Source organism: Rhizobium sp. Root1334, from assembly GCF_001426665.1.
Lineage (GTDB): Bacteria > Pseudomonadota > Alphaproteobacteria > Rhizobiales > Rhizobiaceae > Pararhizobium.
The window spans coordinates 13,954-39,548 of sequence record NZ_LMEY01000032.1 but is presented as its reverse complement, the minus strand read 5'-3'; the positions used below and the strand labels follow the sequence as shown (position 1 = coordinate 39,548).

30 protein-coding genes are annotated in these 25,595 nt (G+C 60.2%); 14 read left to right on the top strand and 16 right to left on the bottom strand.

Going from position 1 to position 25,595, the window contains the following annotated elements; all coding sequences use genetic code 11:
- Positions 1 to 3 precede the first annotated feature (3 nt).
- From plsY to ASD36_RS29245, 3 genes are all read right to left on the bottom strand, one after another.
- A complete protein-coding gene (plsY, locus tag ASD36_RS29255; RefSeq protein ID WP_060502106.1) occupies positions 4 to 618 on the bottom strand; it encodes a glycerol-3-phosphate 1-O-acyltransferase PlsY in 615 nt (204 codons plus the stop codon).
- A gap of 155 nt (positions 619 to 773) precedes the next feature.
- Positions 774 to 2,063, bottom strand: coding sequence for a dihydroorotase (locus ASD36_RS29250; protein WP_060502105.1), 1,290 nt, complete (start codon positions 2,061 to 2,063; stop codon positions 774 to 776).
- Positions 2,060 to 3,001 (bottom strand): aspartate carbamoyltransferase catalytic subunit, encoded by a 942-nt coding sequence (locus ASD36_RS29245; protein WP_037107845.1) that lies wholly within the window; start codon positions 2,999 to 3,001, stop codon positions 2,060 to 2,062. The genes ASD36_RS29250 and ASD36_RS29245 overlap by 4 nt, the downstream gene beginning before the upstream one ends.
- Positions 3,002 to 3,200: 199 nt before the next feature.
- On the opposite strand from ASD36_RS29245, the gene ASD36_RS29240 reads away from it, so the two are divergent.
- Positions 3,201 to 4,850 (top strand): acyl-CoA dehydrogenase family protein, encoded by a 1,650-nt coding sequence (locus tag ASD36_RS29240; protein WP_060502104.1) that lies wholly within the window; start codon positions 3,201 to 3,203, stop codon positions 4,848 to 4,850.
- Here ASD36_RS29240 and ASD36_RS29235 read toward each other — a convergent pair.
- Complete coding sequence (locus tag ASD36_RS29235) at positions 4,832 to 5,767, bottom strand: AEC family transporter (protein WP_060502220.1); 936 nt, start codon at positions 5,765 to 5,767, stop codon at positions 4,832 to 4,834. The genes ASD36_RS29240 and ASD36_RS29235 overlap by 19 nt on opposite strands.
- A 185-nt stretch (positions 5,768 to 5,952) precedes the next feature.
- Here ASD36_RS29235 and ASD36_RS30875 point away from each other — a divergent pair, with 185 nt between their 5' ends.
- On the top strand, positions 5,953 to 6,096 hold the full coding sequence (locus tag ASD36_RS30875; RefSeq protein ID WP_156393935.1) for a hypothetical protein: 144 nt from the start codon (positions 5,953 to 5,955) through the stop codon (positions 6,094 to 6,096).
- Entirely contained in the window at positions 6,093 to 6,437 is a 345-nt protein-coding gene (locus ASD36_RS29230) for a DUF6105 family protein (protein ID WP_060502103.1), read from the top strand. Before ASD36_RS30875 ends, ASD36_RS29230 begins: the two co-directional genes overlap by 4 nt.
- Here the strand turns inward: ASD36_RS29230 and ruvX are convergent.
- Positions 6,374 to 6,868, bottom strand: coding sequence for a Holliday junction resolvase RuvX (gene ruvX / locus ASD36_RS29225; RefSeq protein WP_060509952.1), 495 nt, complete (start codon positions 6,866 to 6,868; stop codon positions 6,374 to 6,376). The two genes, ASD36_RS29230 and ruvX, sit on opposite strands and share 64 nt — an antisense overlap.
- A gap of 95 nt (positions 6,869 to 6,963) precedes the next feature.
- Between ruvX and ASD36_RS29220 the strand changes: the two genes are divergently transcribed.
- From ASD36_RS29220 to ASD36_RS29200, 5 genes are all read left to right on the top strand, one after another.
- Positions 6,964 to 7,668 (top strand): metal-dependent hydrolase, encoded by a 705-nt coding sequence (locus ASD36_RS29220; protein WP_060502101.1) that lies wholly within the window; start codon positions 6,964 to 6,966, stop codon positions 7,666 to 7,668.
- Between the two features lie 86 nt (positions 7,669 to 7,754).
- Positions 7,755 to 8,042, top strand: a complete 288-nt coding sequence (gene gatC, locus ASD36_RS29215) for an Asp-tRNA(Asn)/Glu-tRNA(Gln) amidotransferase subunit GatC (RefSeq protein WP_060502100.1) — start codon at positions 7,755 to 7,757, stop codon at positions 8,040 to 8,042.
- Between the two features lie 49 nt (positions 8,043 to 8,091).
- Positions 8,092 to 9,573: an Asp-tRNA(Asn)/Glu-tRNA(Gln) amidotransferase subunit GatA gene (gatA, locus tag ASD36_RS29210; RefSeq protein WP_060502099.1), complete on the top strand. Its 1,482-nt coding sequence runs from the start codon at positions 8,092 to 8,094 to the stop codon at positions 9,571 to 9,573.
- A gap of 23 nt (positions 9,574 to 9,596) precedes the next feature.
- Positions 9,597 to 10,085, top strand: coding sequence for an N-acetyltransferase (locus ASD36_RS29205; protein ID WP_156393934.1), 489 nt, complete (start codon positions 9,597 to 9,599; stop codon positions 10,083 to 10,085).
- A gap of 31 nt (positions 10,086 to 10,116) precedes the next feature.
- Positions 10,117 to 10,626, top strand: a complete 510-nt coding sequence (locus tag ASD36_RS29200; RefSeq protein WP_060502097.1) for a GNAT family N-acetyltransferase — start codon at positions 10,117 to 10,119, stop codon at positions 10,624 to 10,626.
- A gap of 47 nt (positions 10,627 to 10,673) precedes the next feature.
- Here the strand turns inward: ASD36_RS29200 and ASD36_RS29195 are convergent, their stop codons facing one another.
- The 4 genes from ASD36_RS29195 to ASD36_RS29180 all read right to left on the bottom strand — a co-directional run bounded on the left by ASD36_RS29195 (position 10,674) and on the right by ASD36_RS29180 (position 12,955).
- Complete coding sequence (locus tag ASD36_RS29195) at positions 10,674 to 10,931, bottom strand: YjhX family toxin (protein ID WP_060502096.1); 258 nt, start codon at positions 10,929 to 10,931, stop codon at positions 10,674 to 10,676.
- 196 nt (positions 10,932 to 11,127) lie between these two features.
- Positions 11,128 to 12,033, bottom strand: a complete 906-nt coding sequence (locus tag ASD36_RS29190; protein WP_060502095.1) for an NAD(P)/FAD-dependent oxidoreductase — start codon at positions 12,031 to 12,033, stop codon at positions 11,128 to 11,130.
- Positions 12,034 to 12,111: 78 nt separating this feature from the next.
- The gene (locus tag ASD36_RS29185; protein WP_060502094.1) at positions 12,112 to 12,564 is read right to left on the bottom strand and encodes an Rrf2 family transcriptional regulator; all 453 of its coding nucleotides are present in this window, start codon (positions 12,562 to 12,564) and stop codon (positions 12,112 to 12,114) included.
- Positions 12,565 to 12,646: 82 nt separating this feature from the next.
- On the bottom strand, positions 12,647 to 12,955 hold the full coding sequence (locus ASD36_RS29180; RefSeq protein ID WP_200954933.1) for a DUF1294 domain-containing protein: 309 nt from the start codon (positions 12,953 to 12,955) through the stop codon (positions 12,647 to 12,649).
- Positions 12,956 to 13,103: 148 nt separating this feature from the next.
- Here ASD36_RS29180 and gatB point away from each other — a divergent pair, with 148 nt between their 5' ends.
- From gatB to ASD36_RS29155, 5 genes are all read left to right on the top strand, one after another.
- Positions 13,104 to 14,606, top strand: a complete 1,503-nt coding sequence (gatB, locus tag ASD36_RS29175; RefSeq protein WP_060502093.1) for an Asp-tRNA(Asn)/Glu-tRNA(Gln) amidotransferase subunit GatB — start codon at positions 13,104 to 13,106, stop codon at positions 14,604 to 14,606.
- A 62-nt stretch (positions 14,607 to 14,668) separates the two neighbouring features.
- On the top strand, positions 14,669 to 15,154 hold the full coding sequence (locus tag ASD36_RS29170) for a GNAT family N-acetyltransferase (protein WP_060502092.1): 486 nt from the start codon (positions 14,669 to 14,671) through the stop codon (positions 15,152 to 15,154).
- A gap of 87 nt (positions 15,155 to 15,241) precedes the next feature.
- A complete protein-coding gene (locus ASD36_RS29165) occupies positions 15,242 to 15,715 on the top strand; it encodes a GNAT family N-acetyltransferase (protein ID WP_060502091.1) in 474 nt (157 codons plus the stop codon).
- Positions 15,716 to 15,821: 106 nt separating this feature from the next.
- On the top strand, positions 15,822 to 16,217 hold the full coding sequence (locus tag ASD36_RS29160; protein ID WP_037107890.1) for an NADH:ubiquinone oxidoreductase subunit NDUFA12: 396 nt from the start codon (positions 15,822 to 15,824) through the stop codon (positions 16,215 to 16,217).
- A gap of 121 nt (positions 16,218 to 16,338) precedes the next feature.
- Positions 16,339 to 16,791, top strand: a complete 453-nt coding sequence (locus ASD36_RS29155; RefSeq protein WP_082511965.1) for a DUF2155 domain-containing protein — start codon at positions 16,339 to 16,341, stop codon at positions 16,789 to 16,791.
- Between the two features lie 30 nt (positions 16,792 to 16,821).
- On the opposite strand, the gene aat is transcribed toward ASD36_RS29155, so the two are convergent.
- The 5 genes from aat to ASD36_RS29130 form a co-directional block, all read right to left on the bottom strand.
- Complete coding sequence (gene aat / locus ASD36_RS29150; protein WP_060502090.1) at positions 16,822 to 17,436, bottom strand: leucyl/phenylalanyl-tRNA--protein transferase; 615 nt, start codon at positions 17,434 to 17,436, stop codon at positions 16,822 to 16,824.
- Positions 17,437 to 17,444: 8 nt separating this feature from the next.
- Positions 17,445 to 18,788, bottom strand: coding sequence for an acetyl-CoA carboxylase biotin carboxylase subunit (gene accC, locus ASD36_RS29145; RefSeq protein WP_060502089.1), 1,344 nt, complete (start codon positions 18,786 to 18,788; stop codon positions 17,445 to 17,447).
- A gap of 9 nt (positions 18,789 to 18,797) precedes the next feature.
- Positions 18,798 to 19,262 carry an acetyl-CoA carboxylase biotin carboxyl carrier protein gene (gene accB, locus ASD36_RS29140; protein WP_060502088.1) on the bottom strand — a complete coding sequence of 155 codons (465 nt, stop codon included), beginning with the start codon at positions 19,260 to 19,262 and terminating at the stop codon, positions 18,798 to 18,800.
- A 23-nt stretch (positions 19,263 to 19,285) separates the two neighbouring features.
- A complete protein-coding gene (gene aroQ, locus ASD36_RS29135; RefSeq protein ID WP_060502087.1) occupies positions 19,286 to 19,732 on the bottom strand; it encodes a type II 3-dehydroquinate dehydratase in 447 nt (148 codons plus the stop codon).
- A 121-nt stretch (positions 19,733 to 19,853) separates the two neighbouring features.
- Entirely contained in the window at positions 19,854 to 20,621 is a 768-nt protein-coding gene (locus ASD36_RS29130; protein ID WP_060502086.1) for a DsbA family protein, read from the bottom strand.
- 220 nt (positions 20,622 to 20,841) lie between these two features.
- Between ASD36_RS29130 and ASD36_RS29125 the strand changes: the two genes are divergently transcribed.
- The gene (locus ASD36_RS29125) at positions 20,842 to 21,999 is read left to right on the top strand and encodes an aminotransferase class I/II-fold pyridoxal phosphate-dependent enzyme (protein ID WP_112834604.1); all 1,158 of its coding nucleotides are present in this window, start codon (positions 20,842 to 20,844) and stop codon (positions 21,997 to 21,999) included.
- Between the two features lie 151 nt (positions 22,000 to 22,150).
- On the opposite strand, the gene ASD36_RS29120 is transcribed toward ASD36_RS29125, so the two are convergent.
- Both ASD36_RS29120 and ASD36_RS29115 read right to left on the bottom strand, forming a co-directional pair.
- Positions 22,151 to 22,366: a hypothetical protein gene (locus ASD36_RS29120; protein WP_060502085.1), complete on the bottom strand. Its 216-nt coding sequence runs from the start codon at positions 22,364 to 22,366 to the stop codon at positions 22,151 to 22,153.
- Positions 22,367 to 22,528: 162 nt separating this feature from the next.
- Complete coding sequence (locus ASD36_RS29115) at positions 22,529 to 25,408, bottom strand: ribonuclease E/G (protein WP_060502084.1); 2,880 nt, start codon at positions 25,406 to 25,408, stop codon at positions 22,529 to 22,531.
- Positions 25,409 to 25,595 lie beyond the last annotated feature (187 nt).

The following is a 25,595-nucleotide window of genomic DNA, read 5'->3' as shown; positions in this document are numbered from 1 at the left end:
GACCTATCCCTTTTCGCCGATCCGGCCTTCCGTCCCGGCCAGGAGCCGCCGGATGTTTTCGCGGTGCTTGATCCAGGTGATGATGCTCATCACCACGAACAGCAGGCCGATCTTTCCGTAGCCTGAGGCTAACAATACAACCGGAACGATCACGGTTGCAACCAGTGCCGAAAGAGAGGAATAATGGGTGAGTTTGGCCATAGTCAGCCAGATCGCGGCAAACACCAGAACCATGATGGGGGCTAAGCCGAGCAGGACGCCGATATAGGTTGCAATGCCCTTGCCGCCCTTGAAGCCGAGCCAGACAGGATAGAGATGGCCGAGGAAGGCGGCAAAGCCGGCGGCAATACCCGCTTCGATCCCCCAGCGTGAGGCAATTGCCGCAGCGGCAGTTCCTTTCAGGGCATCCAGTAGCAGCGTGGCCGCGGCGAGCTTCTTGTTGCCGGTGCGCAAAACATTGGTCGCGCCGATATTGCCGGAGCCGATCTTGCGGACGTCGCCAAGTCCGGCCATGCGGGTGAGGATCAGGCCGAAGGGGATGGAGCCGAGCAGATAGCCGAAAATCGCAACACCGGCCGTCAGCGCCAGCCCGAGTTGCCAGGAAAATATGTCAGACACCTATTGCCTCCCCAATTCCGCCGCGACGGATATTGCCCCTCATCCTCTCCCCGCAAGTGGGACGAGGGAACGACGAAGCTTGCCGTTTTTCCTTCTCCCCGTCTGCGGGGAGAAGGTGCCCGTTAGGGCGGATGAGGGGCAAGCCACGCGCTCAATTAAAGCGAATGAACCAGTTTTCCGGCAACATAGGTTTGAACGGCCCGGCCGGTAAAGCGGGCATTTTCAAACGGTGTGTTTTTCGAACGGGACACGATCGCATCCTTGCCGAAAATCCAGGGCTCTTCCAGATCGATCAGCGTGATGTCGGCCTTGGCGCCGGGTTTCAGTGTGCCGGCATCGAGCCCGAAAATCTGGGCTGGGCGTGTCGATAGGGCATCGATCAGCCGCATCAGCGGCACGGAGCCGCTGTGATGGAGGCGGAGCGCAGCAGCCAGCAACGTCTCCAGCCCGATCGCGCCGTCGGCAGCGTCGGCAAATGGCAGACGCTTGGTGTCGACGTCCTGCGGATCGTGCGATGAGACGATGATGTCGATCGTGCCATTGGCCAGCGCCTCGACCATAGCGACACGGTCGTCTTCGCCACGCAGCGGCGGCGAGAGCTTGAAGAAGGTCCGGTATTCGCCGATGTCGTTTTCGTTGAGGGTCAGGTGATTGATCGAGATGCCGCAGGTAACGTTGGCGCCGCGCTTGCGAGCGGTGGCGATCGCTTCTGCCGATTCCGGCAGCGAGATCTTTGCCGCATGATAGGCGCCCTTGGTCAGTCCGGCGATGCGCAGGTCGCGCTCCAGCGGAATAATCTCGGCTTCGCGCGGCACGCCGGAAAGGCCGAGCCAGCTGGCAAGCAGTCCTTCGTTCATGACGCCACCGGCACCGAGATATTTGTCGCGCGTCTCGAGCGAGATGACGGCGCCGAATTCGCGGGCATAGGTCATGGCGCGGCGAAGGACGAGCGTGTCGTGCACCGGGCGGCGGCCATTGGTGAAGCAGACGGCACCGGCTTCGCGCAACAGCCCGAATTCGGTCATCTCTTCGCCATCGAGATGTTTGGTCAGTGCTGCGGCCGGGTAGACATTGACCAGCGCCTTGTCGCGCGCCGTCTTCTGAACGAACTGCACCAGCGCGATATCGTCGATGACCGGATCGGTATCCGGCATGGTGATGATAGAGGTGACGCCACCGGCAGCGGCAGCCCGCGATGCTGATTCTATGGTCTCGCGATATTCGCCGCCGGGTTCGCCAACAAAAACGCGGGCATCGACCAGGCCGGGCACGGCAACGAGGCCGGTGCAATCCTTGACCTCAGCACCATCCGGAACACCCTGGTTCTGGGCGGATTGTCCGGCAGCAACGATCAGGCCGTTTTCGACAATAACAGTGCCGGTTTCATCGAGATTGCGGGAGGGGTCGATGATGCGCAGGTTTTTCAGGACGAGGGCGTTGCTCATGTGCGTGGCCCCTGGTTCTGCGAAAGAAGAAGCGTTTCCATCACCGCCATGCGCACCGCGACCCCCATTTCAACCTGCTGCTCGATGACGCTCTGCGGCCCGTCGGCGATTTCCGAGGCGATTTCGACGCCGCGGTTCATCGGGCCGGGATGCATGACGAGCGCGTCTTCCTTGGCAGCTTTCAGCTTTTCGGCATCAAGCCCATAATAGCGGAAATATTCGCGCACCGAAGGAACGAAGGAGCCGGCCATGCGCTCACGCTGCAGGCGCAGCATCATCACCACGTCGGCGTCCTTCAGGCCTTCTTCCATCGAGTGATAGACCTCGGCACCCATGTCGGCGATGCCGGAGGGGAGGAGAGTTGCCGGGGCAACGACACGGACGCGGGCGCCCATCTGGTTCAGCAGAAGAATGTTGGAGCGGGCAACGCGCGAATGCAGGACGTCGCCGCAGATGGCGACGATGATGCGCGACAGCTTGCCCTTGGCGCGGCGGATGGTCAGCGCGTCGAGCAGCGCCTGGGTGGGATGCTCGTGTTGTCCGTCGCCGGCATTGACAACGGAGCAGGAGACCTTCTGGGCAAGCAGCGCTGCCGCACCGGCGGACGAATGGCGCACCACCAACACATCCGGATGCATCGCATTCAGCGTCATCGCCGTATCGATCAGCGTTTCGCCTTTCTTTACCGAGGAATTGCTGACCGACATGTTCATCACGTCGGCACCCAGCCGTTTGCCCGCGAGTTCGAAGGAGGATTGTGTCCGCGTCGAGGCCTCGAAGAACAGGTTGATCTGCGTCAGGCCGCGCAGAGTCGTTGTCTTCTTCTCTCTCTGGCGGGAAATCTTGACGGCTTCGTCGGCCCGGTCGAGCAGGACGGTGATATCCTGTTCGTTCAGGCCCTTGATGCCGAGCAGGTGGCGATGCGGAAAGAAATCCATGGGGAGCCGCCTCATTTGGTGAAGTTGCGAGGGTCTATAATGACTGCGGCGTCACCCGGCAAGGCAAAGGCTGCGCAAACCCGCCGCATACCCACGCTTTTGTGGCCATAACGCACCGCGCGCAAATTGTTGCGGGAAGCGGCATTTATCCCGTCGCGATGCTGTTCCTAAGCATGTGGACTTGGGTTAGAAACGCGGCATGACTCTGAACCGCACCGAACAGAAACTCGCCGATCTGAACCAGCCGAAACCCTGGTCGGGGATCAATGCCTTCCGCTCCGACCCGCTGCTGGTCGACATTGCCGCGTCGATGCCGCGCTCCTTGCGCGACGATTTCGAGACGATCGGCCGTTACGTGACCTCACCGGAAGCGCAGGATCTGGCGCGCATGGCCAATGAGGGCGTACCGAAGCTGCGCACCCATGGGCCGCGCGGCGAGCGGCTGGATCAGGTGGAATTCCACCCCGCCTGGCACGCGCTGATGCGCCGGTCAGTAACATCTGGTCTGCATGCGTCTGCCTGGGAAAACATCGCCGATGAGCGCGGACGTTCGCACAAGGCACGGGCGATGCGCTTCTATTTGACGGCGCAGTTGGAATGCGGCCATCTCTGCCCGTTGACCATGACCAGCGCGTCGGTCGCCGCGATCTCGGCGTCGCCGGCTGTTCAGAAGGAATGGGCTCCAAAAATCCTGTCGCGAAAGTATGATTCGTCCAATCGTCCGTGGATGCAGAAAGCCTCCGTGACCGTTGGTATGGGCATGACGGAAAAGCAAGGCGGTACGGATGTGCGCGCCAACACCTCGACGGCGGAACGGGTGGGCGAGGGGATCTATCGCCTCAACGGCCACAAGTGGTTCATGTCGGCGCCGATGAGCGATGCCTTCGTCATGCTGGCACAGACCCGTGATGGTCTCGGCTGCTTCCTTGTTCCGCGTCTTCTCGAAGATGGGTCAGCCAATGGCCTCCGCTTCCAGCGCCTGAAGGACAAGCTCGGTAACCGCTCGAACGCTTCATCCGAGGTGGAATTTTCCGATACGTTCGGTTTCGTGCTTGGCTCGCCGGATGCCGGCATCCGCACCATCCTCGACATGGTGACGCTGACGCGGCTGGATTGCGCGTTGGCCTCCGCCGGTATGATGCGGGCGTCGCTGGCCGAGGCGGTGCATCATGTGCGCGGCCGCAAGGTCTCCGGCAAGCCGCTGGTCGCTCAGCCGATGATGACGCGGGTTCTGGCCGATATGGCGCTCGATGTCGCTGCCGCCAGCGCCTTGTCGTTCCGTCTTGCGGAAGCCTTTGACAAGGCGCGCGACAGCGCAGAAGACGCGGCCTATGCGCGGATCATGACGCCGGTTGCGAAATACTGGAGCTGCAAGATTGCGCCCGGGCTGATCGCCGAGGCGATGGAATGCATCGGCGGCAGCGGTTATGTCGAGGAACGGCCGATTGCCCGGCATTATCGCGAAGCTCCGGTCAATGCGATCTGGGAAGGCTCCGGCAATGTCATGGCGCTGGATGTTTTGCGCGTGCTCACCCGCGGCAAGGATCTGTTCGAACTGCTGTTCCAGGTGATCAGCCGCGATCTCGGCCCATCCGCCAAGAAGACCGTCGACGTGCTGCGCGCGGCGGCATCACTCTGCGAGCGTGACGAAGGGGCCGCCCGCATGCTGGTCGAGCAGCTGGCACTGGCTGCCGCGGCCGCAGAACTTTACCGTCTGGGGGCAGGGCGGATTGCCGACGCGTTCCTGGAATCGCGGTTGGCTGCCGGTTGGCGCTCGACCTATGGCATGCTCGATTCGCGTTTTGATTCCACCTATATCGTCGACCTGCTTTATCCGGCGGCGATATAACCGGTCACCGTCAGGACGAGCGGAATCGTAAAGAACGACACGACTGTCTGGATGGTGGCGACAGCGGCATAGAGCGGCGCGTCGCCACCCATCTGTTTGGCCAGCAGATATCCGTTCATAGCCGTCGGTACGCTGGCGCCAAGCGCGATCACCAGCAGGGCATCGCCGCGAATGCCGAGAGAATAGGCGGCACCGACCATGAACACCGGCATGACGATCAGTTTTAGAAAGACCGCGAGCAGGGCGGTCATGCTTGGCCGCAGCGCGTCGGAAACCTTGAGACCCGCCCCGACCATCACAAGGCCGAGGCTGAGCGAAGCGCTCGCCAGCATCTCGACGGCGGTCAAGATTGGCCCGTAGACGGGAACCTGGACGAAGTTCAGCACGATACCCAGCACCGAGGCGACGATCAGCGGGTTGGTGGCGATCTTGAAGGCAAAGAATCGCAAGCCCTTCGGACCGCCGTTGAAGCCGATCAGCACGCCGATATTGTAGAGATTGATCGGGATGATCACCAGGGTCATCACCAGCGCCGTCAGGCTGAGGCCCAGTGGCCCATAGAGTTTCTGGGCGATCGCCAGCGCCATGAAGCCGTTCCAGCGCGTCGCCGTCTGGAAGATCGAGGTGAAGGCGGCGGACGAGACGTGGCGGGCACGCAGCAGCGGCCAGAGCAGCAGCAAAAACGCCGACATCAACGTGATGCTGCCGATTGTTGCCAGTGCTGTCGCATCCGTCTTCATACCGGCAAAGTCGGCCGTCGCCAGCGTCGAAAACAACAGGGCCGGGAACAGGACGTAGTAGCCGAGCTGTTCCAGCCCTTCCCACAATGTGTTGTCGACCAGCGATGAGCGTTTCAGCCAGACGCCCAGCGAGACGAGCAGGAAGATCGGCAGGATGCTTTCGAAGATGATCGTCATGAAAAAGGCGGCCTGAATAAGGGAGGAGCCCACCGATAGCCGCTTGCTCACAAAGCGGCAACCGCGCCGCCCGGAAATTAACCTTAACAATTGGTTTACGTTGCGCGGACAGGGTTAACGGGCAAGAGTGGCACTGAAGAGATTTTTAACGCTTTCGGAATGGAGCACGTTCGGTGAGAACTGGCTTGGTCATCATCATGACGATGTTTTTTGTAAGCCTTGCGCTCGATCTGGCGGTTCCGGCTCTAATCCTCGTGAGCTTGCTCGCTCTGGATTGGCTGTCGGCGCAGATCAAGCACGGCATATTCGTGGAGGGGAGAACAGTATGAAGTGGTTCCTTATCCTCTGGGCCTGCCCGGTCATCCTGCTCACCGGCTGGTACGGGCTATCCTATTACGACATGAGCTTCGGCATCTTCATGCTGACGCGTCAGGCGCATGATCTGGTGTTTGCGATTTATGGCAATGTGCTCGGTATTCCGCCGGAAACCATTCCGCCGCTGGTGGCGCGCGCCATCGTCTTCGACAGCTTTTTGGTGTTTGCCATCATTGCCTACCGCAAGCGCCGCGACATCCGCGCCTGGTATAACAAGCGTTTTCCGCCGGCTCAGAAGGACGAATCGGGTTCCGCAGCCTTTGCCAAGGATGCCAACCTGTCGAGCGCGCCCTGAAGAATGAACGAGGCGGCGGCCGAATCGATCCGGTCCGCCCGCTTCTTCCTCGAAACGTCCATCTCGATCAGCACCCGCTCGGCCGCCACCGTCGATAGCCGTTCGTCCCAGTAGATGAACGGGATAGCGGTTTTTTTCGCCATGTTGTGCACGAATGCCCGGGTCGCCTGGGCGCGGGGACCGGCGGAGCCGTCCATGTTGATCGGCAGGCCGATGACGAAGGCGGCAATCCTTTCCTTCTCCGCGACGGCAAGTAGCGCTTCCGCATCCAGCCCGAACTTCACCCGCTTGATCACCTCACGCGGCGTTGCAAAGCGGCGTCCGAGATCGGAAACCGAAATGCCGATAGTCTTGGTGCCAAGGTCGAGCCCGGCGATGGCCTGATTGGGCAGGAGGGCGGTTGCGAGGTCTTCGATGCTGAGAACAGCCATGTGATTTGCCGATTCGGTCTTTTAGGATTACTCGGGTGATCCATATCCCTATCCTGCCGCCAAATCATCCCCGCTGTAAATCAAGGAGTATTGTCATGAAGATCAAGTGGCTCGGACATTCCGCGTTCCATCTGGAAACCGCCAAATCGAAAATCCTCATCGATCCGTTCTTCACCGGCAATCCGTCCTTTGACGAATCTTCGCGCAAGGATGCGGCTGCTGGCCTGACCCACATTCTTCTGACCCACGGTCATGGCGACCATGTCGGCGATACGATTGCGCTTGCCAGGGAAACCGGTGCGACCGTCGTTGCCAATGCTGATCTCGCGGCATGGCTGGGCTCGAAGGGCGTCCATGCGCTCGAAATGGGCAATACCGGTGGCACCATCCATCTCGATGGTTTTTCGACCACCTTCGTCAATGCGCTGCATTCCTCGGCGCAACTGACTGAAGATGGCGTCTCACATTCGCTCGGCAACGCCAACGGTCTTGTCCTGCATTTCGAGGACGAACCGACGCTGTATCATATGGGCGATACCGACATCTTCTCTGACATGGGATTGATCCACGAACTGCACCAGCCGGAAATCGGTCTCGTTCCGATCGGCGACCGGTTTACCATGGGCGGTGCCGTGGCAGCCCTTGCCTGCCAGCGCTTTTTCAAGTTCGCAACGGTTCTGCCTTGCCACTATGGTTCGTTCGGCATCATCGACCAGACGCCGGATCTGTTCATCGCCGGCATGGATGGCGCGTCAGTGAAGGTGGAAGCGCCGGCTGTTGGCGGCATTGTTGCCGTCTAAGACGGCTCGGCATGCATTCCCCCGTTGCGTGGGCGCACCGCGGCTATTATAGCGGGGGGAAAGTTCCTTGAAGACCGGAGACACCCATGTCCGTAGACCTCGCCACCGTGAAGCGCGTCGCGCGCCTTGCCCGCATTGCCGTCACCGAAGAGGAAGCGCAGCGCATGACCGGCGAACTGAACGGCATTCTCGGTTTCGTCGAGCAGCTTTCCGAGGTCAATGTCGATGGCGTCGAGCCGATGACATCCGTAACTCCGATGGCAATGAAGAAGCGCACGGACGCCGTAACCGACGGCAACAAGGCGGATGACATTGTCGCCAATGCGCCGATCGAGGATCGCAATTTCTTCCTCGTCCCGAAGGTTGTCGAGTAATCTTTGCCGCTGCCGCCGCCCGAACGCACCCGATTTTGAAAGCCTGCCCATGACCGACCTGACCCGCCTGACCATCGCTGAAGCGCGTACCAAGCTGAGCTCCAAGGAAATCTCCGCCGTCGAACTGACCGAGGCCTATATCGGCGCGATCGACGCGGCCAATGGCGCGCTGAATGCCTATGTCGTCACCACGCCGGACAAGGCCCGCGAGATGGCCAAGGCGTCGGATGCCCGTATCGCCAGCGGCAAGGCCGGCGCGCTCGAAGGCATTCCGCTCGGCATCAAGGATCTGTTCGGCACAGAAGGTGTCCACACCCAGGCCTGCAGCCACATTCTCGACGGCTTCAAGCCGCGCTATGAGTCGACCGTCACCCAGAACCTGTGGAACGACGGTGCCGTCATGCTCGGCAAGCTCAACATGGACGAGTTCGCCATGGGTTCGTCGAATGAGAGTTCCTATTACGGCCCGGTGAAAAACCCCTGGCGCGCCAATGGCTCGAACCTTGATCTGGTTCCGGGTGGCTCCTCCGGTGGTTCCGCTGCTGCCGTGGCCGCCTTCCTCTGCGCCGGTGCGACCGCGACCGACACGGGCGGCTCGATCCGCCAGCCTGCCGCCTTCACCGGCACCGTCGGCATCAAGCCGACCTATGGCCGCTGCTCGCGCTGGGGCATCGTCGCCTTCGCGTCGTCGCTCGATCAGGCTGGCCCGATCGCCCGCGACGTGCGCGATGCGGCGATCCTGCTGAAGTCGATGGCATCGGTCGATGCCAAGGATACGACCTCCGTCGATCTACCGGTCCCCAATTACGAAGCCGCGCTCGGTCAGTCGCTGAAGGGCATGAAGATCGGTATTCCGAAGGAATACCGCGTCGATGGCATGCCGGGCGAAATCGAAACGCTCTGGCAACAGGGCATTGCCTGGCTAAGGGACGCCGGTGCCGAGATCGTCGATATCAGCCTGCCGCACACGAAATATGCGCTCCCGGCCTATTACATCGTCGCCCCGGCAGAAGCCTCGTCCAACCTTGCCCGCTATGACGGCGTCCGCTACGGCCTGCGTGTCGATGGCAAGGACATTGCCGACATGTATGAAAAGACCCGCGCTGAAGGGTTCGGAACCGAGGTCAAGCGCCGCATCATGATCGGCACCTATGTCCTTTCGGCAGGCTACTACGATGCCTATTACCTGCAGGCCCAGAAGGTCCGCACGCTGATCAAGCGCGACTTCGAGCTGGCCTTCCACGCCGGTGTCGATGCGATCCTGACACCAGCAACCCCGTCCTCCGCTTTCGGCATTGCCGACGAGGATTTGGCATCCGATCCGGTCAAGATGTACCTCAACGACATCTTCACCGTGACGGTCAACATGGCCGGCCTGCCGGGCATCGCCGTCCCCGCCGGTCTCGACCACAAGGGCCTGCCGCTCGGCCTGCAACTGATCGGCAAGCCGTTCGAGGAAGAAACGTTGTTCAAGACAGCGCATGTCATCGAACAGGCCGCGGGAAAGTTCCAGCCTGCCAAGTGGTGGTAAAGACGGCCTTCCATCTTCGCAACATGACTGCCTCGGACGCCGGGGCAGTTGCGCGGATCGGATATGAAGCCTGGAAATCGAACCGTGTTCACCAGAGCTGGTTTGAACCCAACGTCGAAACGCGTGTCGAAGATGGTTTTCTGACCTTCGCCGGCAATCCGGATGCTGACGTCATTGTCGCTGTAGCTGCAGGCGAGATTATCGGCTGGGGCGCCCGCGATAGCCGCGAACATCCCGGTGACCGGTCTCGCGGCTGGAATTATATCTCAGACATCTGGATTGCTCCGCATTGGCAGGGCAAGGGAGTCGGCTCGGCGCTGATTGGCGAACTTCTTGCGCGGATGCGGGTTGAAGATCTCGGTGTCGCCGGCATCGAGACTGATGCGTCCAACGATGCGGCTCTGTCTCTCTATAAAAGACTGGGATTTATGCAGGTCTGGCACGGCACCGATTTTTCTCCGTCGCTCGGTCTCGATCAGACCAAGGTGCGTCTGGAAAAACCGCTTCCGTGATGCTCTACTTGCGGCGGAAGGGGATCGCTGCATGATGATTGTTCGCCTCGCGCGCGAAAATGAGGTTCCGGCTCTGGCCGCGATCGGGCTTGATGCCTGGGAAAAGGCGGTTTCCGGTGTTGCCGATGCGCAAGCCATGCGCCGCGTCGCCGAATTGTCCTTCCTGTCCTTCCTGCGTTCGAACTGGTTTTCGGTGAGCGTCATTGAAACGGGCGGTGCCGTGGCGGGATGGGCCGCGCGTGAAGATAAGGACGGCACGATCTCTGATCTCTGGGTTGAGCCATCTCTGCAGCGAAACGGCCTTGGCTCGTCGCTGCTTGCCGATCTGGAGCAGAGGATTTTCACCGGTGGTTTCGAGGCTGCCATGATCAGAACTCATGTGCAGAATGCCCAGGCTATCGGTTTCTTCCAAAAGCACGGATACGCGATCAGCTCGCTGTCGACCGCCTACGCGCCGAAGCTCGATCGCGATGTCGAGTCTGTTGGTATGACGAAGATGTTTGTGGAGGTGGCTGCTCAACAGGGCCAGCAATGGTTCTGAAGAGAAACCGGCGAGACCGAATGAACGGCCCCGCCGGTTTTGTTTTGTCAGCGGTTGTTTAACTGCGCACGCACGAGAAGGAGGCCGCGCTCAGTAATCCGATAGGGCTTGCCACCGGACGATGAGATCGCCTTCTTTCGTTTCAATTTACGAAACATCTCCAAACCGAAACCGGGATAGAGCCAGCCGTCACGGGTGAAGCACCGGGCGCCGCCGATGGTTTTACCGTCCAGGCGCAGGATTTCGATGCGGCCGCCTTGGGCCATAAGGTGAAGAATACGCTGTTCGTCGCGTGAAATATCCATTGATGTTGAGATCCGAAAAGCGTTCGCATGAACGCATGAAAACGGGTCTGCCGTTCAGTCGAACGTCAGGGCTTCGTTTTCGTGGCCCGAGCGCACAAGCAAACTTGCGCGCAGGGGCCTTCAGGCAATCTCGGATATCGAGAACATCAAAACTCCAAAAGGGACGGTCACTTTTAAGCAAAGCACAACGATGCCGTCAAGAATGCCCTGCGAACATGAGCGATTGATGCATACCAAGACCGGCCATGACGCCATCGGCGGAAACAAGCGTGATGTTGCCGAAGGCGCGGGCATTATCCCCGGCCGCGTAGACCCCGGCGACGTTGGTTGCCTTGACGGCATCGATTGTGAGGATCTTTCCGGCAGGTGTGTCCTGCAGGGTGCAGCCAAGGCATTCGGCGATCGTACCGCGGATATGCAGTTCAGCCGCGACGAAGAGTGCCTTGACGTCGAAGGTCCGGCCACTCTCCAGCCGCACGCGCAGCCTGTCGCAGGTGCCTGCCTCGACCACGCTGACCGTGCCGGGCTGGAGCCTGACGTTGCGGCGTTCGAGAAGGGCAAGTGCCTCCTCGTCCGGCTCCGGCATGCCATTGGTAAACAGGGTGACATCGCCCCAGTCGGCAACCACAGCTGCCTGATGCGCCGACATCGGCTGGGTCGCCAGAACCCCGATCGGCCCGCCGCCGATTTCGTAACCGTGGCAATAGGGGCAATGCAAAACCGTCTTGCCCCAACGCTCGGCCAGGCCGGGGATGCCGGGCAGGCGGTCTTCGATGCCGCTGGCCAGAAGCAGTCGTCTTGCGGCAACCGTGCCGTGGCCGGCTATGCTGACATGAAAGTCATCGATCTTGCCTCCCGCAGAGTCAGCCTCGCCCTCGATGAAGGTTACGGTGGGGTAGGCAGCCAGCTGAGCCCGCGCATCGGCCAGTATCTCCAGGCCGGATTTGCCATCATGTCCCAGAACGCCGTGAGAATGGGCTGCGAAACGGTTGCGTGGCGTACCGCTGTCGATGATGGTGACGTGGCGCCGGGCTCGGGCGAGGATATAGGCGGCGGATAATCCGGCGAAACCGCCACCGATGATGACTGCGTCCTGTTGCATGCTTGTTCCTTCCATAGCTCCGCCCGCCGGAAGTTTTGGGAAGTCCGGGGGCGGGAGACTTTTTGTCGGTGTTGAATGTCAGCCGGGCTGGTTCAGTGCGGCCCGATGTTCGGCAAAGCGCCGTTTGAAGTCAGCGGCGAGGGTTGCGAGCGTCACCTCGCCAAGCCGTGCAATCAGCATGGCCTCGGCATCGCGAAAAGCGTCGTCAAGCGCGTGGTTGACCGCCTGTTCGACAAGGCAAGCAGGGTTTTCCATGGCGTTGCCCATCTGGAAGAGCATCGGTTCGCCAAGTGCTGTATAGATGTCGCGCATGGTTACATCGTCCAACGGCCGTGCAAGCGTCCAGCCGCCGCCATGGCCGCGGCCGGAGGTGACGAGACCTGCTTCGCGCAGTCCGGCCATGGTACGCCGGACAACGACAGGATTTGTCTGCAGGCAGGCGGCCAGCTCGTCCGACGTCATCGGGCGCTCGCGTTCTGCCATATGGAGCAGCGCATGCAGCACTGCGGAAAGTCGGCTGTTTCTTTTCATGTAATAATAATAGTTACGAATCGAGGCGTAAGTCAAGTTGCGATGGCCAGGTGAGGGAAATCAGTCAGCGGTGAGGCAGCCTTCAAGAATGAAAAACATGGCCGGCGAGCACCCATGGCAGAGCCAGAAGTCCCACGGAGGCAACGGCGGCGTGCAGAACGAGGATCGCCGTCAGTCGGGTGCGGAAGGGTTCCTTGCGCGTCTTGTGACGCAACAGCCGCTGGGCGGCAAAGGCGCCGAGGCTTCCTCCGAGAAACGCCAGGCTTAAAAGCTTGTTTTCCGGAACGCGCCATTTTCCGCCGCGCGCCGCAGCCTTATCCCACCAGAAGACGCAGAACGTCACGATGTTCAAGACAAGAAACAGGGCGATGAGCGAGAGACAGGTGGTCATGCCGATAGAGTGCCGCAAAAAATTGAACAGATCGCAAACGCCCGGCGATAAGGCCCAAACCGTCACACCGGATGTGACAAGCCTTGCACGCCATAGCCAATTGTTCTACCCAGAGACACACGAATTGAAGCTTAAAGAAGAGCATTCCATGACACTCGTCGACGTCCGCATCTCCGAACCGAAACGCTATATTCCTGGCGCCACTGGCGATTGGGAAGTTATCATCGGCATGGAAGTCCATGCGCAGGTGCTCAGCAATTCGAAACTGTTCTCGGGTGCCTCGACAACGTTCGGCAATGCGCCGAATTCCAATGTGTCGCTGGTCGATGCCGCCATGCCTGGCATGCTGCCCGTCATCAACGAAGAATGCGTCAAGCAGGCCGTGCGCACCGGTCTTGGCCTCAAGGCGCAGATCAACAAGCGTTCGATCTTCGACCGCAAGAACTATTTCTATCCGGATCTGCCGCAGGGCTACCAGATTTCCCAGTTCAAGGATCCGATCGTCGGCGAAGGCCAGATCGTCATCTCGGTCGGCCCGGACCGCCAAGGCCAGTTCGAGGATGTCGAGATCGGCATCGAACGCCTGCATCTGGAACAGGACGCAGGCAAGTCGATGCACGACCAGAGCCCGACCATGTCCTATGTCGATCTTAACCGGTCCGGCGTGGCGCTGATGGAAATCGTCTCCAAGCCGGACATGCGCTCGTCGGATGAGGCCAAGGCCTATATGACCAAGCTGCGCTCGATCGTGCGCTATCTCGGCACCTGTGACGGCAACATGGACGAAGGCTCGATGCGCGCCGACGTCAACGTTTCCGTGCGCCGCCCGGGCGAAGGCTTTGGCACGCGCTGTGAAATCAAGAACGTCAACTCCATCCGTTTCATTGGTCAGGCGATCGAATACGAAGCCCGCCGTCAGATCGGCATTCTGGAAGAGGGCGGCTCGATCGATCAGGAAACCCGCCTGTTCGACCCGAACAAGGGCGAGACCCGCTCGATGCGCACCAAGGAAGATGCGCATGATTACCGCTATTTCCCCGATCCGGACCTGTTGCCACTGGAATTCGACGATGCGTTCGTTGAGGCGCTGAAGGCCGATCTGCCGGAACTGCCCGATGACAAGAAGGAGCGGTTTGTCCGCGATCTCGGTCTCTCCGTCTACGATGCTTCCGTGCTCGTTTCGGAAAAGGCGATTGCGGATTATTTCGAGGCTGTAGCCGCTGGCCGCGACGGCAAGATTGCCGCCAACTGGGTGATCAATGACTTGCTCGGCGCCTTGAACAAAGCTGGCAAAGCCATTGAAGAGACTCCGGTTTCGCCGGCCCAGCTCGGCGGCATCCTGGACCTTATCAAGTCGGAAGTCATCTCCGGCAAGATCGCCAAGGACCTATTCGAAATCGTCTGGACCGAGGGCGGTGACCCGGCCGAGCTGGTCGAAAGCCGTGGCATGAAGCAGGTGACAGACACTGGCGCCATCGAAAAGGCCGTCGACGAAATCATTGCCGCCAATCCGGATCAGGTCGCCAAGGTTCAGGCCAAGCCGTCGCTGGCCGGCTGGTTTGTTGGTCAGGTGATGAAATCAACCGGTGGCAAGGCCAACCCGCAGGCCGTGCAGGCGCTGGTCAAGGCCAAGCTCGGCATCGAGGACTGAGCAATTCCAGGAAAAGTGTGACGCGGTTTTCCGTCCGGAATTGCGATTGAAAGGCCCAAAACATGTTCTTCGTCCGCACAGCCACGGAGCGGGATCTGGCGAAAGTCTCGGCGCTTCTCGGCGAGACTGCCCACGCCACCTATGATGCGCAATACGGTGCCGAAAAAATCAACGAGATGACGGCGAAGTGGCACTCCGTGGCGGCGCTGAAGGCCAATCTTCAACGCAAGAACGGCGAATTCCTTGTCGCCGACGACGGCAAGGTGCTCGGCGGTATGGGCTTTGCCTCCATGTCGGAAACGCTGCATGAAACTGCCGTGTTGCACCAACTTTATGTCCTGCCGCAATTCCAGCGGCAGGGAATTGCCCGCGATATCTTCGCCGAACTCGAAACCTGTTTCCCTTATGCAGGTACGATGCTGGTGGAAGTCGAGGAGAACAACGCGAAAGCCATCGGGTTCTACGAGGCGCATGGCTTCGTCAGGGCAGGGACCGGAACAGATACCTGGGGCATTGCGACGATCGTGATGGAAAAGCCTCTCGACTGAGGCTGAGCTGAGTGCTGGCCGCGCCCTTGTCACATTTCCTTCTTCATCCGCTGGCAAGCCACGGGTAGAAATCGGGAATCGGAAGACATGCACGCACCAAAGCTCAATGTGTCGATCAGGCTGGCCAAACGCGAAGACCTCACCGACATCATCGCCCTATTCGCTGCCGACATGATCGGCGGTCATGGCGATACCACCGCTCCAGATGCCTTCCCTGACTATCTCGCAGCATTTGACCGGATCATCGCCACACCGAACGAGTCGCTCTATGTCGCCGAACTTGATGGCGCGGTGGTCGGTACGTTTCAAACCACGGTGCTGACGACACTCTCCGGCCGGGGTAGCTCCAACCTGCTGATCGAAGCGGTGCAGACCCGGAAGGATATGCGTGGCAGGGGGATTGGAGAGACAATGATGCGGTTTGCCATCGAATCAGCCCGTCAGCAGGGTCTTTCCAAGATCCAGCTGAGTTCAAACAAGGCGCGTGTCGATGCTCACCGGTTCTACGAGCGGGTCGGGTTCGAACCTTCGCATCTGGCCTTCAAGATTCGGTTGAAATAGCGGCTTTGCCACGGAAACGCTGGACAAGCGGCGGCCTGCGCGGCATAAGCGGGGCAGTATTCTAGGACATTCCGCGCATTGTTTGGCGCGGTCAAGGACGGACATCATGAAGTCTCTGCTGCAGATTTTTACCTGGTGGAATGGACAGACGATCGGTACCCGCTTTCACACCTGGCGCTTCGGCAAAAGGGTGGGCGAAGATGCGGCCGGTAATGTCTATTATCAGGGTGGCAAGGACTCCGAAGGCCGCACGCGCCGCTGGGTGATCTACAACGGTTATGCCGACGCTTCCGCCATCCCTCCGGGCTGGCACGGCTGGATGCATCACCGCACCGACGTTTCGCCGGCTGATGAAAGCTACAAGGCGCGCGAGTGGCAGAAGCCGCACCAGCCGAACGGCACTGGCTCCGCTCAGGCCTACCGGCCGCCGGGCTCGATCAACGCCACCGGCGAGCGTCCGCGCGTCACCGGCGACTATGATGCCTGGACGCCACGCTCCTGAACCGGATCTGCAAACAGTTGTTCGCGATTGCACCGCAGGCATCATGCCGCGGCCACATTTGATGTTTAGCGCCTGATACCCGGTGATATGGCCGGGGATTGCGCGGGAGACGGGCGTTAGAATGGTAGTTTCAAGTCAGCGAATTCTAAAGCGCCGGTTTTTTGCGGCAGCCTCGCTGTTCGCGATTGCCGGCACCGCCGTTCTTTCCATGGTGACGGCCGCCGACGCAGCCCGAATTACCAATCCGGTCGCCGTCTTTTCCGGCATCGATAAGATCACCGGCCGCATTACCACCTTTGATGTCTATATCGGCGAAACCGTGCAGTTCGGCGCGCTGCAGGTGACGCCGCGCGTCTGTTATAGCCGCGACGATACCGAAGCGCCGAAGACCGACACGTTCGTCGAAGTCGACGAGATCACGCTCGACCGCAAGATCCGCCGCATCTTCACCGGCTGGATGTTTGCCGACAGCCCGGGCCTGAATGCCGTCGAGCACCCCGTCTACGACGTCTGGCTGAACAGCTGCAAGGCAAAATCCGACCTGCCGCCACCGGATTCCGCAGCCAAGCAGTAAACCGGTTTTCGGCAACCCAGTTTTCGATTGTCAGAATTTCAGATGCGGCGTTGCGATTGCGCGCGCCAGCATCTTTTCATAGCGCGCCTTCGGCACGTCGATCGCGCCAAAATTCTTCAAATGCTCGGTGGTGAATTGTGTGTCGAGCAGGAGAAAGCCCCGCTTTCGCAAACGTTCGACCAGATGCACAAGGCAGATCTTCGAGGCGTCCGTGCGGCGTGAAAACATGCTTTCGCCGAAGAAGGCCGAGCCGAGCGAGACGCCGTAGAGGCCGCCGACCAGCTCATCGTTCTCCCATGCCTCGACACTATGCGCGTGGCCCATGCTGTGCAGCGTCGTGTAGAGCGAGCGGATCTTGGCGTTGATCCAGGTGGTCGGGCGATCCGGGGCAGGGGCGGCGCATCCTTCCATGACATGTTCGAACGCCGTGTCGTAACGGATATCGAACGGTACGCGGCGGATCGTCTTGGCAAGGCTTTTGGAAACGTGGAAATCGTCGAGCGGGATGATGCCGCGCAATTCGGGCTCGACCCAGAACAATTCGGGATCGTCAGCGCTGTCGGCCATCGGGAACAGCCCGATGGAATAGGCCCGCAACAGCAAATCCGGTGTAATGTCCGGCTGCCTGCTGCGGGTCCCTTTCATTCAAAACCTCATTCGGCCGATTTGGCCAGGTAGTTTTCCAGCCAATGGATATCGTAGTCGCCGTTGGCGATGTCCTGATTGTTGATCAGGTCCTGGAACAGAGGCAAGGTCGTCTTGACGCCATCGATGACGAATTCATCGAGCACGCGGCGCAGGCGCATCATGCACTCGACGCGGGTGCGTCCGTGCACGATCAGCTTGCCGATCAGGCTGTCGTAATAGGGCGGGATCTTGTAGCCCTGATAGACGCCCGAATCGACGCGAACACCAAGGCCACCCGGCGCATGGAAATGCGTGATCGTGCCGGGCGAGGGCACGAAGGTGCGCGCATCCTCGGCATTGATACGGCATTCGATGGCATGGCCGGAAAAGACGATCTCGTCCTGCGTCACCGAGAGACCACCGCCGGAAGCAACGCGGATCTGCTCGTGAACGAGGTCGATACCGGTGATGGCTTCGGTGATCGGATGCTCGACCTGCAGGCGGGTGTTCATCTCGATGAAGAAGAACTCGCCGTTTTCGTAGAGGAATTCGATCGTGCCGGCGCCGCGGTATTTCAGCTTGCGCATGGCATCAGCGCAGATTTCGCCGATCTTCATCCGCTGCTCGACATTGAGCGCCGGTGAATTGGCTTCTTCCCAGACCTTCTGGTGGCGGCGCTGCAGCGAGCAGTCGCGTTCGCCGAGATGAATGGCATTGCCTTCACCGTCGCCGACGACCTGGACCTCGATATGGCGCGGCTTGCCGAGATACTTTTCCATGTAGACGGCGTCATTGCCGAAAGCGGCAAGCGCCTCGGCACGGGCGGTCGATACTGCCTCGGAAAGTTCTTCCTCGTTCTTTGCCACTTTCATGCCGCGACCGCCGCCGCCGGCAGTCGCCTTGATCAGCACGGGGAAGCCGATTTCGCGGGCGATTTCCAGCGCGTTTTCCGGCTTCACTTCGCCGGCAGAGCCCGGAACGACAGGAATACCGAGCGATTTCGCGGTTTCCTTCGCGGTGATCTTGTCACCCATGATGCGGATGTGATCGGCGGTCGGTCCGATGAAGGTAATGCCGTGCGCGTCGAGGATATCGGCGAACTTGGCATTTTCCGACAGGAAACCGTACCCCGGATGCACGGCGTCGGCGCCGGTGATCTCGCAGGCGGCAACGATCTGGTGAATGTTCAGATAGCTGTCGCGCGATGGCGGCGGGCCGATGCAGACGCTCTCGTCGGCAAGGCGCACGTGCATCGCATTGGCGTCGGCGGTCGAATGAACCGCAACGGTGGCGATGCCGAGTTCCTTGCAGGCGCGCAACACCCGAAGGGCGATTTCGCCGCGATTGGCGATGAGGATCTTTGAAATCATCGGCGCGGCCTATTCTATGACGACAAGCGCTTCGCCGTATTCGACCGGTGCGCCGTCTTCAACGAGGATTTCGGTGACCTTGCCGGAGCGCGGCGCCGGAATCTGGTTCATCGTCTTCATGGCTTCGATGATCAGGATGGTCTGGCCTTCCTTGACGGTCGCGCCGACTTCAACGAACGGACGCGAGCCGGGGGCAGGCGACAGGTAGGCCGTGCCGACCATCGGTGCGGTAACCGCGTTCTTGGAGGTCCGTGCGGGTTCCGCAGCCGAAACCGCGGAAATGCCAGCGGAGGCGATCTGGGCCGGTGCTGCGACCGGAACCGGAGCGGACACGTATTGCGGCGTACCGGCGCGCGAAACGCGGATACGCAGATCGTCCTGTTCCACTTCGATCTCGGTGAGATCGGTTTCGTTCAGGATGTTGGCGAGATCGCGGATCAGCGACTGGTCGATGCCGGGTTTCTTGTCAGCCATGGGATATGAGCCTCGTGTTCTTTTTATTTCGTCTGTTGTGTGAGTGTCTTTAGCGCATTGAGCGCCAGAATGTAACTGTCGGCGCCAAAGCCGCAAATCACGCCCTTCGCCGCTGGTGCCAGCATCGATTTGTGCCGGAATTCCTCGCGGGCATGAACATTGGAGAGATGTACTTCGACGACCGGAATGCCGATCGCCTTGGCCGCATCGTGCAGCGCGATCGATGTGTGGGTGTAGGCACCGGCATTGATGGCGATGCCCTGTGCGACGCTGCCTGCTTCATGGAACCAGTCGATGAGGTCGCCTTCATGATTGCTCTGGCGGCAGACAACATTGAGCCCCAGCAAATTGCCATGCTCGACGCACATCGCCTCGATGTCGGCCAGTGTCTGGCCCCCATAAATACCGGGCTCGCGTTTGCCGAGCGCGTTGAGGTTGGGGCCGTTCAGCACGAAAATGGTCGATGGCATATGGGATCCGGTCCGATAGTCGAGCGCTACCTATAGACCGGCGAACAGCCGAGGAAAAGCCCTTTGACCCCCCTCGGCATTTGTCCACAAGCCATAACGGGCTGCTTTGCTCAAAGTGGGCTTAGCAAACGGTCTTGCCGCAGGTACGGACGTTGGTGACTTTCGTTTCAATCTCTTCGGCGCCGACGGCACCGTAGACGGCTTCCTTGCCGATCACGTAGGACGGAGTGCCCGTGATGCCGAGATCGTTGGCCAGCGTATAAACTTCCCTGACGGCGTCGTCCTGCGTGTTTTCTGCCATCTTCTTGCGCAGATCCGCTTCGGAAACGCCAAGGCCGGTCGCCACCGCCATTGCGGTCTCCTCGTTGGCGCGGTCTTCTCCGCCGAGCAGGGCGCGATGGAAATCACCGTATTTTTCCGGCGCGATGGCGCGGAATGCGGTACTGACCTTATGCGCCGCCATCGAGTCCGGTCCGAGAATCGGCAGCTCCTTCAAGACGAAGCGGACGTTCTTGTCCTTTTCGAGAATGGTTTCCATGTCGGACAAGGCGCGTTTGCAATAGCCGCAATTGTAGTCGTAGAATTCGACGATGGTAACATCGCCGTTGGGATTGCCGAGCGTCACGTCATAGGGCGACTGGAAGATCGCCTTTTCATTGTCGGTGATGGCGGCCTGCGCCTGCGCCGACTGTTCGTCGGCCTGCTTCTTCTTCAGCGACTGCTGGGCCTCGAGCAGGATTTCCGGATTGGCGACGAGGTATTCCCGGATGAAGTCACCGATTTCCTGCTTCTGTTTGGCATCCAGCGCGTAAGCTACCGGAGTGGTCGCGGCGCTTGCCGTCAACAGGATAAGCGAAGCGGTGATGATCTTGCGGGCGTTAAATGCCATGATGGTCCTCGTTGTCTTTCGTTGCTGCAGTCTGTCGTTCAAGTACTAAGGCCACGTCAACAGGCGTGTTTGAAGGACAACAGAATATCGCCGCCGACCATAGGGTGGCGCGGCGCCAAACGAAACCGCAAAATCGGCGGAAATGCGGCGCTCGCGCACTTGTGAAGCCCTTTGCGATCAGGCACATGCCTGTCACGTCAAAAATATCGAGGATGTGCCGTTGAAGCCCCTTTCCGTTCGCAGTTCCGTCGAACCGTTCCATGCCATGGACGTTCTGGCCGAGGCTACAAAACGCCGCGAGGCGGGTTATCCGGTGATCTCGATGGCCGTTGGCCAGCCGAGCCATCCCGCACCGAAGGCCGCACTGGAGGCCGCGCGAACCGCACTCGATCACGGACGCCTCGGCTATACCGATGCGCTCGGCACCTCGTCATTGAGGCTGGCAATCGCTCGCCATTATCGCACCCGCTATGGCGTCGATATCGACCCGCAGCGCGTTGCCGTGACAACGGGATCGTCGGCCGGCTTCAATCTGGCCTTCCTGGCGCTGTTCGATCCAGGTGATTGCGTGGCCATCGCCCGCCCGGGTTATCCGGCCTATCGCAATATCCTGGCAGCCCTCGGCCTGACTGTTGTGGAAGTCGAAGCGGATGCCGAGAGCGGTTTCACGCTGACGCCGCAGAACCTGGAAGCTGCGGCCAAGAAGGCGGGAAGGCCGCTGAGCGGCGTTCTGCTCGCCAGCCCGGCCAATCCGACCGGCACGGTCACGGGCAGGGCAGGGTTGAAAGCACTTGCCTCCTATTGCCACGACAATAATATCGCCTTCATCTCGGACGAGATTTACCATGGCCTGACATTCGCCGGCGAAGAGACGACTGCACTTGCGGTGACAGGCGAGGCCGTGATTATCAACTCGTTCTCGAAATACTACTGCATGACCGGCTGGCGGATCGGCTGGATGGTCCTGCCCGAATCCCAGGTCCGCGCCTTCGAGCGGATCGCCCAGAGCCTCTACATCTCACCGCCGGAACTGTCGCAGATCGCTGCTGAAGCGGCACTCGGCTGTGAGACGGAACTGGATGTCTACAAGGGGTCCTATAGCGTTAATCGCGACCTGCTGCTGAAGCGCTTGCCGGAGATCGGCTTTACCATCGCCTCGCCGATGGACGGGGCTTTCTATGCCTATGCCGATGTCAGCCGTTTCACCAATGACAGCATGGATTTTGCCCGCAAGATGCTGGCTGAGATCAATGTCGCGGCAACGCCGGGGCTGGATTTCGATCCTGTCGAAGGCCATCGCATGATGCGGTTTTCCTATGCTGGTGCACGCGCCGACATGGTCGATGCGATGGATCGCATCGCCCGCTGGCTGGCGTGATCCCGTAGAAATTTCAGGCTGTTAGCGGACTTTCCGGATTCTGTCTGTCACGGCTGTGAATCGGATTGGGAAGTGGCCTGACTTCGATCCACCCGTGCTCATGCGCGCCCAGCGGACGCGCATGCCGGCAATGGATGTCTAAGGGGCTAGCTCAGCGGCAAATGCGAATCTTCCGGATGACGCGGTTACCGTACTCGTCCGTCTTGCGGACTGTCCTGATCACACAGACTGGTTCAAAGGCCGTGTCATAACTCTTGTAGTAAAAGTCGTTGTAGCGCTGGCGGCTCGTGCTGTCAGCTTGTGATGTCGCTGCAAGCGAAATCGTGGGAATGGCGACGAGCGCGGCTGCGACAAGGAAACGTCGCATGATTGCCTCCTCCTGTTGGCACTGGACGAGCCCATCTCGTCCAACAGAGAACACTCTGCCGCAGCCGATGTATTTTCACAGTTCCTGATGTAACAGGCCGAAACATGAAAAAACCGGCCAATCGCTTGGCCGGTTTTTCATCTTTCAGATATCTGTTTCGGCTCAGAAGAAGCCGCGCTTCTGCCACCAGCCGCCCTTCTTGGGCTTTGCCGGCTCGGTATCACCTTCGTCCTTCTTGACGGTGGACGACTTGACGACCGGCTCGCTGGCAATCGCGTCGATGTCGCGGTTGGCGCGCACCGGCTTGGTATCTTCGAGGTCGGCAGCAGCCTTCTCGACAGCCGGTTCCTCGATGGCGGCAACCGTTTCCGGCTTCGCTTCGACTGCAGCCTGAGCATCCGCATCGGCAGTCATCACAGGTGCCTGTTCGGCAACGGCCTCTTCAACAGCAGCGACGGCTTTCTTGCGGCTGCGCTTCGGCTTGGCGGGCTTGGCTTCTTCCACGGCAACAACCGGGATTTCGACGATTTCTTCGGCGGCTACAACTGAAACAGCGTCTTCGGCTGAAACGGTAGCCACGGCCTCCGCTTCCGGTGCATCCACCGAGGCTTCTTCACCAGCGGTCTCGTCGTCGGCTGCCAGATTTTCACCTTCTGCCTCGTCCGGACGGTTGCGGCGACCACCACGCTTGCCACGACGGCGGCGTTTGCGCTTCTGACGCTCTTCTTCGCTCAGGCCTGCGTCCTGTGCGTCTTCGGCACCCGCCTGTGCTGCAACGTCATCAGCTTCGTCCTCGTCGCCATCCTCATCGGAGGCATCCTCGGAGCGCACACCGGCCTCAGCACCCTGGTCGCCGCCCGGGCGGCCACCACGCCGGCGCCGGCGGCGCTTGCGCTTGCGGTTGCCCTGTTCGTCGCCCTCGGCGGCAGGTGCCCGTTCGCTGCGCTCGGCCCGTTCTGCGCGTTCCGGCTTGGCTTCGGCCACGAGTTCTTCATCGTCCTCGATATCCTCTTCGATGATGATATCGTCGTCTTCATCGATTTCCGGCTCGAACTGGATGATCTGCTCGATCTTGACCGGGTTCTCGACAGCTTCGCCGCGATCGATGGCAAAATGCTGCGCACCGACATGGGCGTCCGCCTCGATGATGATCTGAACGCCAAAGCGCTCTTCATAATCGATGATCGTGCCGCGCTTGTGGTTGAGCAGGTAGAGCGCAATATCCGGCGTTGTGCGCACGGTGATGTTGTGCGTGGTGTTCTTCAAGAGATATTCTTCGACGCCGCGCAGGACATGCAGGGCAACAGAGGACTGCGAACGCACGTGGCCCGTGCCGTTGCAATGCGAGCAGACCTGCATCGTCGATTCGAGTACCGAGGCGCGAATCCGCTGGCGCGACATTTCGAGCAGGCCGAAATGCGAGATGCGGCCGACCTGGATGCGGGCGCGGTCGTTCTTCAGATGATCCTTCAGACGCTTCTCGACAGCGCGGTTGTTGCGCTTTTCTTCCATGTCGATGAAGTCGACGACGACGAGACCGGCAAGGTCACGCAGGCGCAGCTGGCGGGCGACTTCTTCGGCAGCTTCGAGGTTGGTCTGGAGGGCCGTGTCTTCGATCGAGTGCTCGCGGGTCGAACGGCCCGAGTTCACGTCGATGGCGACCAGCGCTTCGGTCTGGTTGATGATGATGTAGCCGCCGGACTTCAGCGTTACTTGCGGCACCAGCATGCGGTCGAGCTGGGCTTCGATACCCGAGCGCGAGAAGATCGGGTGGACGTCACGGTAAGGCTGAACCACCTTGGCGTGGCTCGGCATCAGCATCTTCATGAAGCCCTTGGCTTCCTTGTAGCCTTCTTCACCGGCGACGATGATCTCGCTGATATCCTTGTTGTAAAGGTCGCGGATCGAGCGCTTGATCAGTGAGCCTTCCTCATAGACGAGGCAAGGGGCAGTGGAGGAGAGCGTCAGGGTGCGAACATTCTCCCACAGGCGCATCAGGTATTCGAAGTCACGCTTGACTTCGACCTTGGTGCGGTTGGCACCGGCGGTGCGCAGGATGACGCCCATGCCCTGCGGCACGTCGAGCGCGCGGGCAATTTCCTTCAGGCGCTTGCGGTCCGGCAGGTTGGTGATCTTGCGAGAAATGCCGCCGCCACGCGCCGTGTTCGGCATCAGGACCGAATACCGGCCGGCCAGCGACAGATAGGTGGTGAGGGCTGCGCCCTTGTTGCCGCGTTCTTCCTTGGCCACCTGCACCAGAAGAATCTGGCGGCGCTTGATGACTTCCTGGATGCGGTACTGCTTGCGCGGACGGCGGTTGACCTGCCGGTCCGGCACTTCTTCCATCGCGTCTTCGGCGCCGACGGATTCGATGACTTCCTTTTCTTCGTGATGACCGTCGTCATCATCGTCGTCATCATGGCCGCGGCGTCCACCACGCGTGTCTTCCGAAATGCTGTCGGTATCGACCATGGCAGCCATTTCGCCGCCATTACCTTCTTCGCCATCTGCGTCGGCAGCAGCGGCTTCGGCTTCGGCGGCGGCAGCCTTCTTGGTGCGGCGCGGACGCTTGGCCTTTGCTTTCGGCTTTTCTTCTTCGGTCTCAGCGGCCATTTCCACGGTCTCGACCGGCTCGGCCGCCGTTTCAATGACCTCGACGACGTTCTCTACAACCGCCTCGACTGTTTCCTCTTCGGAATCAGGGCCGAGATCCGTGCCGGTTTCGACATGCTCGATGTCGTCGTCACGGCGCGCTTCCTCGGCTTCCTGCCGCAGGAGGGCCTGACGATCGGCGAGCGGGATCTGATAATAGTCGGGGTGGATTTCAGCGAACGCTAGGAAGCCGTGGCGGTTGCCGCCGTAGTCGACAAAGGCCGCCTGCAGCGACGGCTCTACGCGCGTTACTTTCGCGAGATAGATGTTGCCGCGGATTTGTTTCTTGTGTTCGGATTCGAAGTCGAATTCTTCTATGCGGTTTCCGCGTACGACAACGACGCGCGTCTCTTCAGCGTGAGACGCATCGATAAGCATTTTCTCTGCCATGGAAGTGGTGCTCCTCGGCGCACCCTGGAAACAGCAGGAAAATAGCGTCCCGGAGGAGACTTTCCATGCAGTTCAGGTTTTTCGCCGGATGTGAATGTTCCTGTAAGGTTGGGGAGATCGTCCAACAGCCAGACGGCAGCCGGAACACTTGCGTTCCGGGGCCTGTTTACTTCTGACCGATACTGCT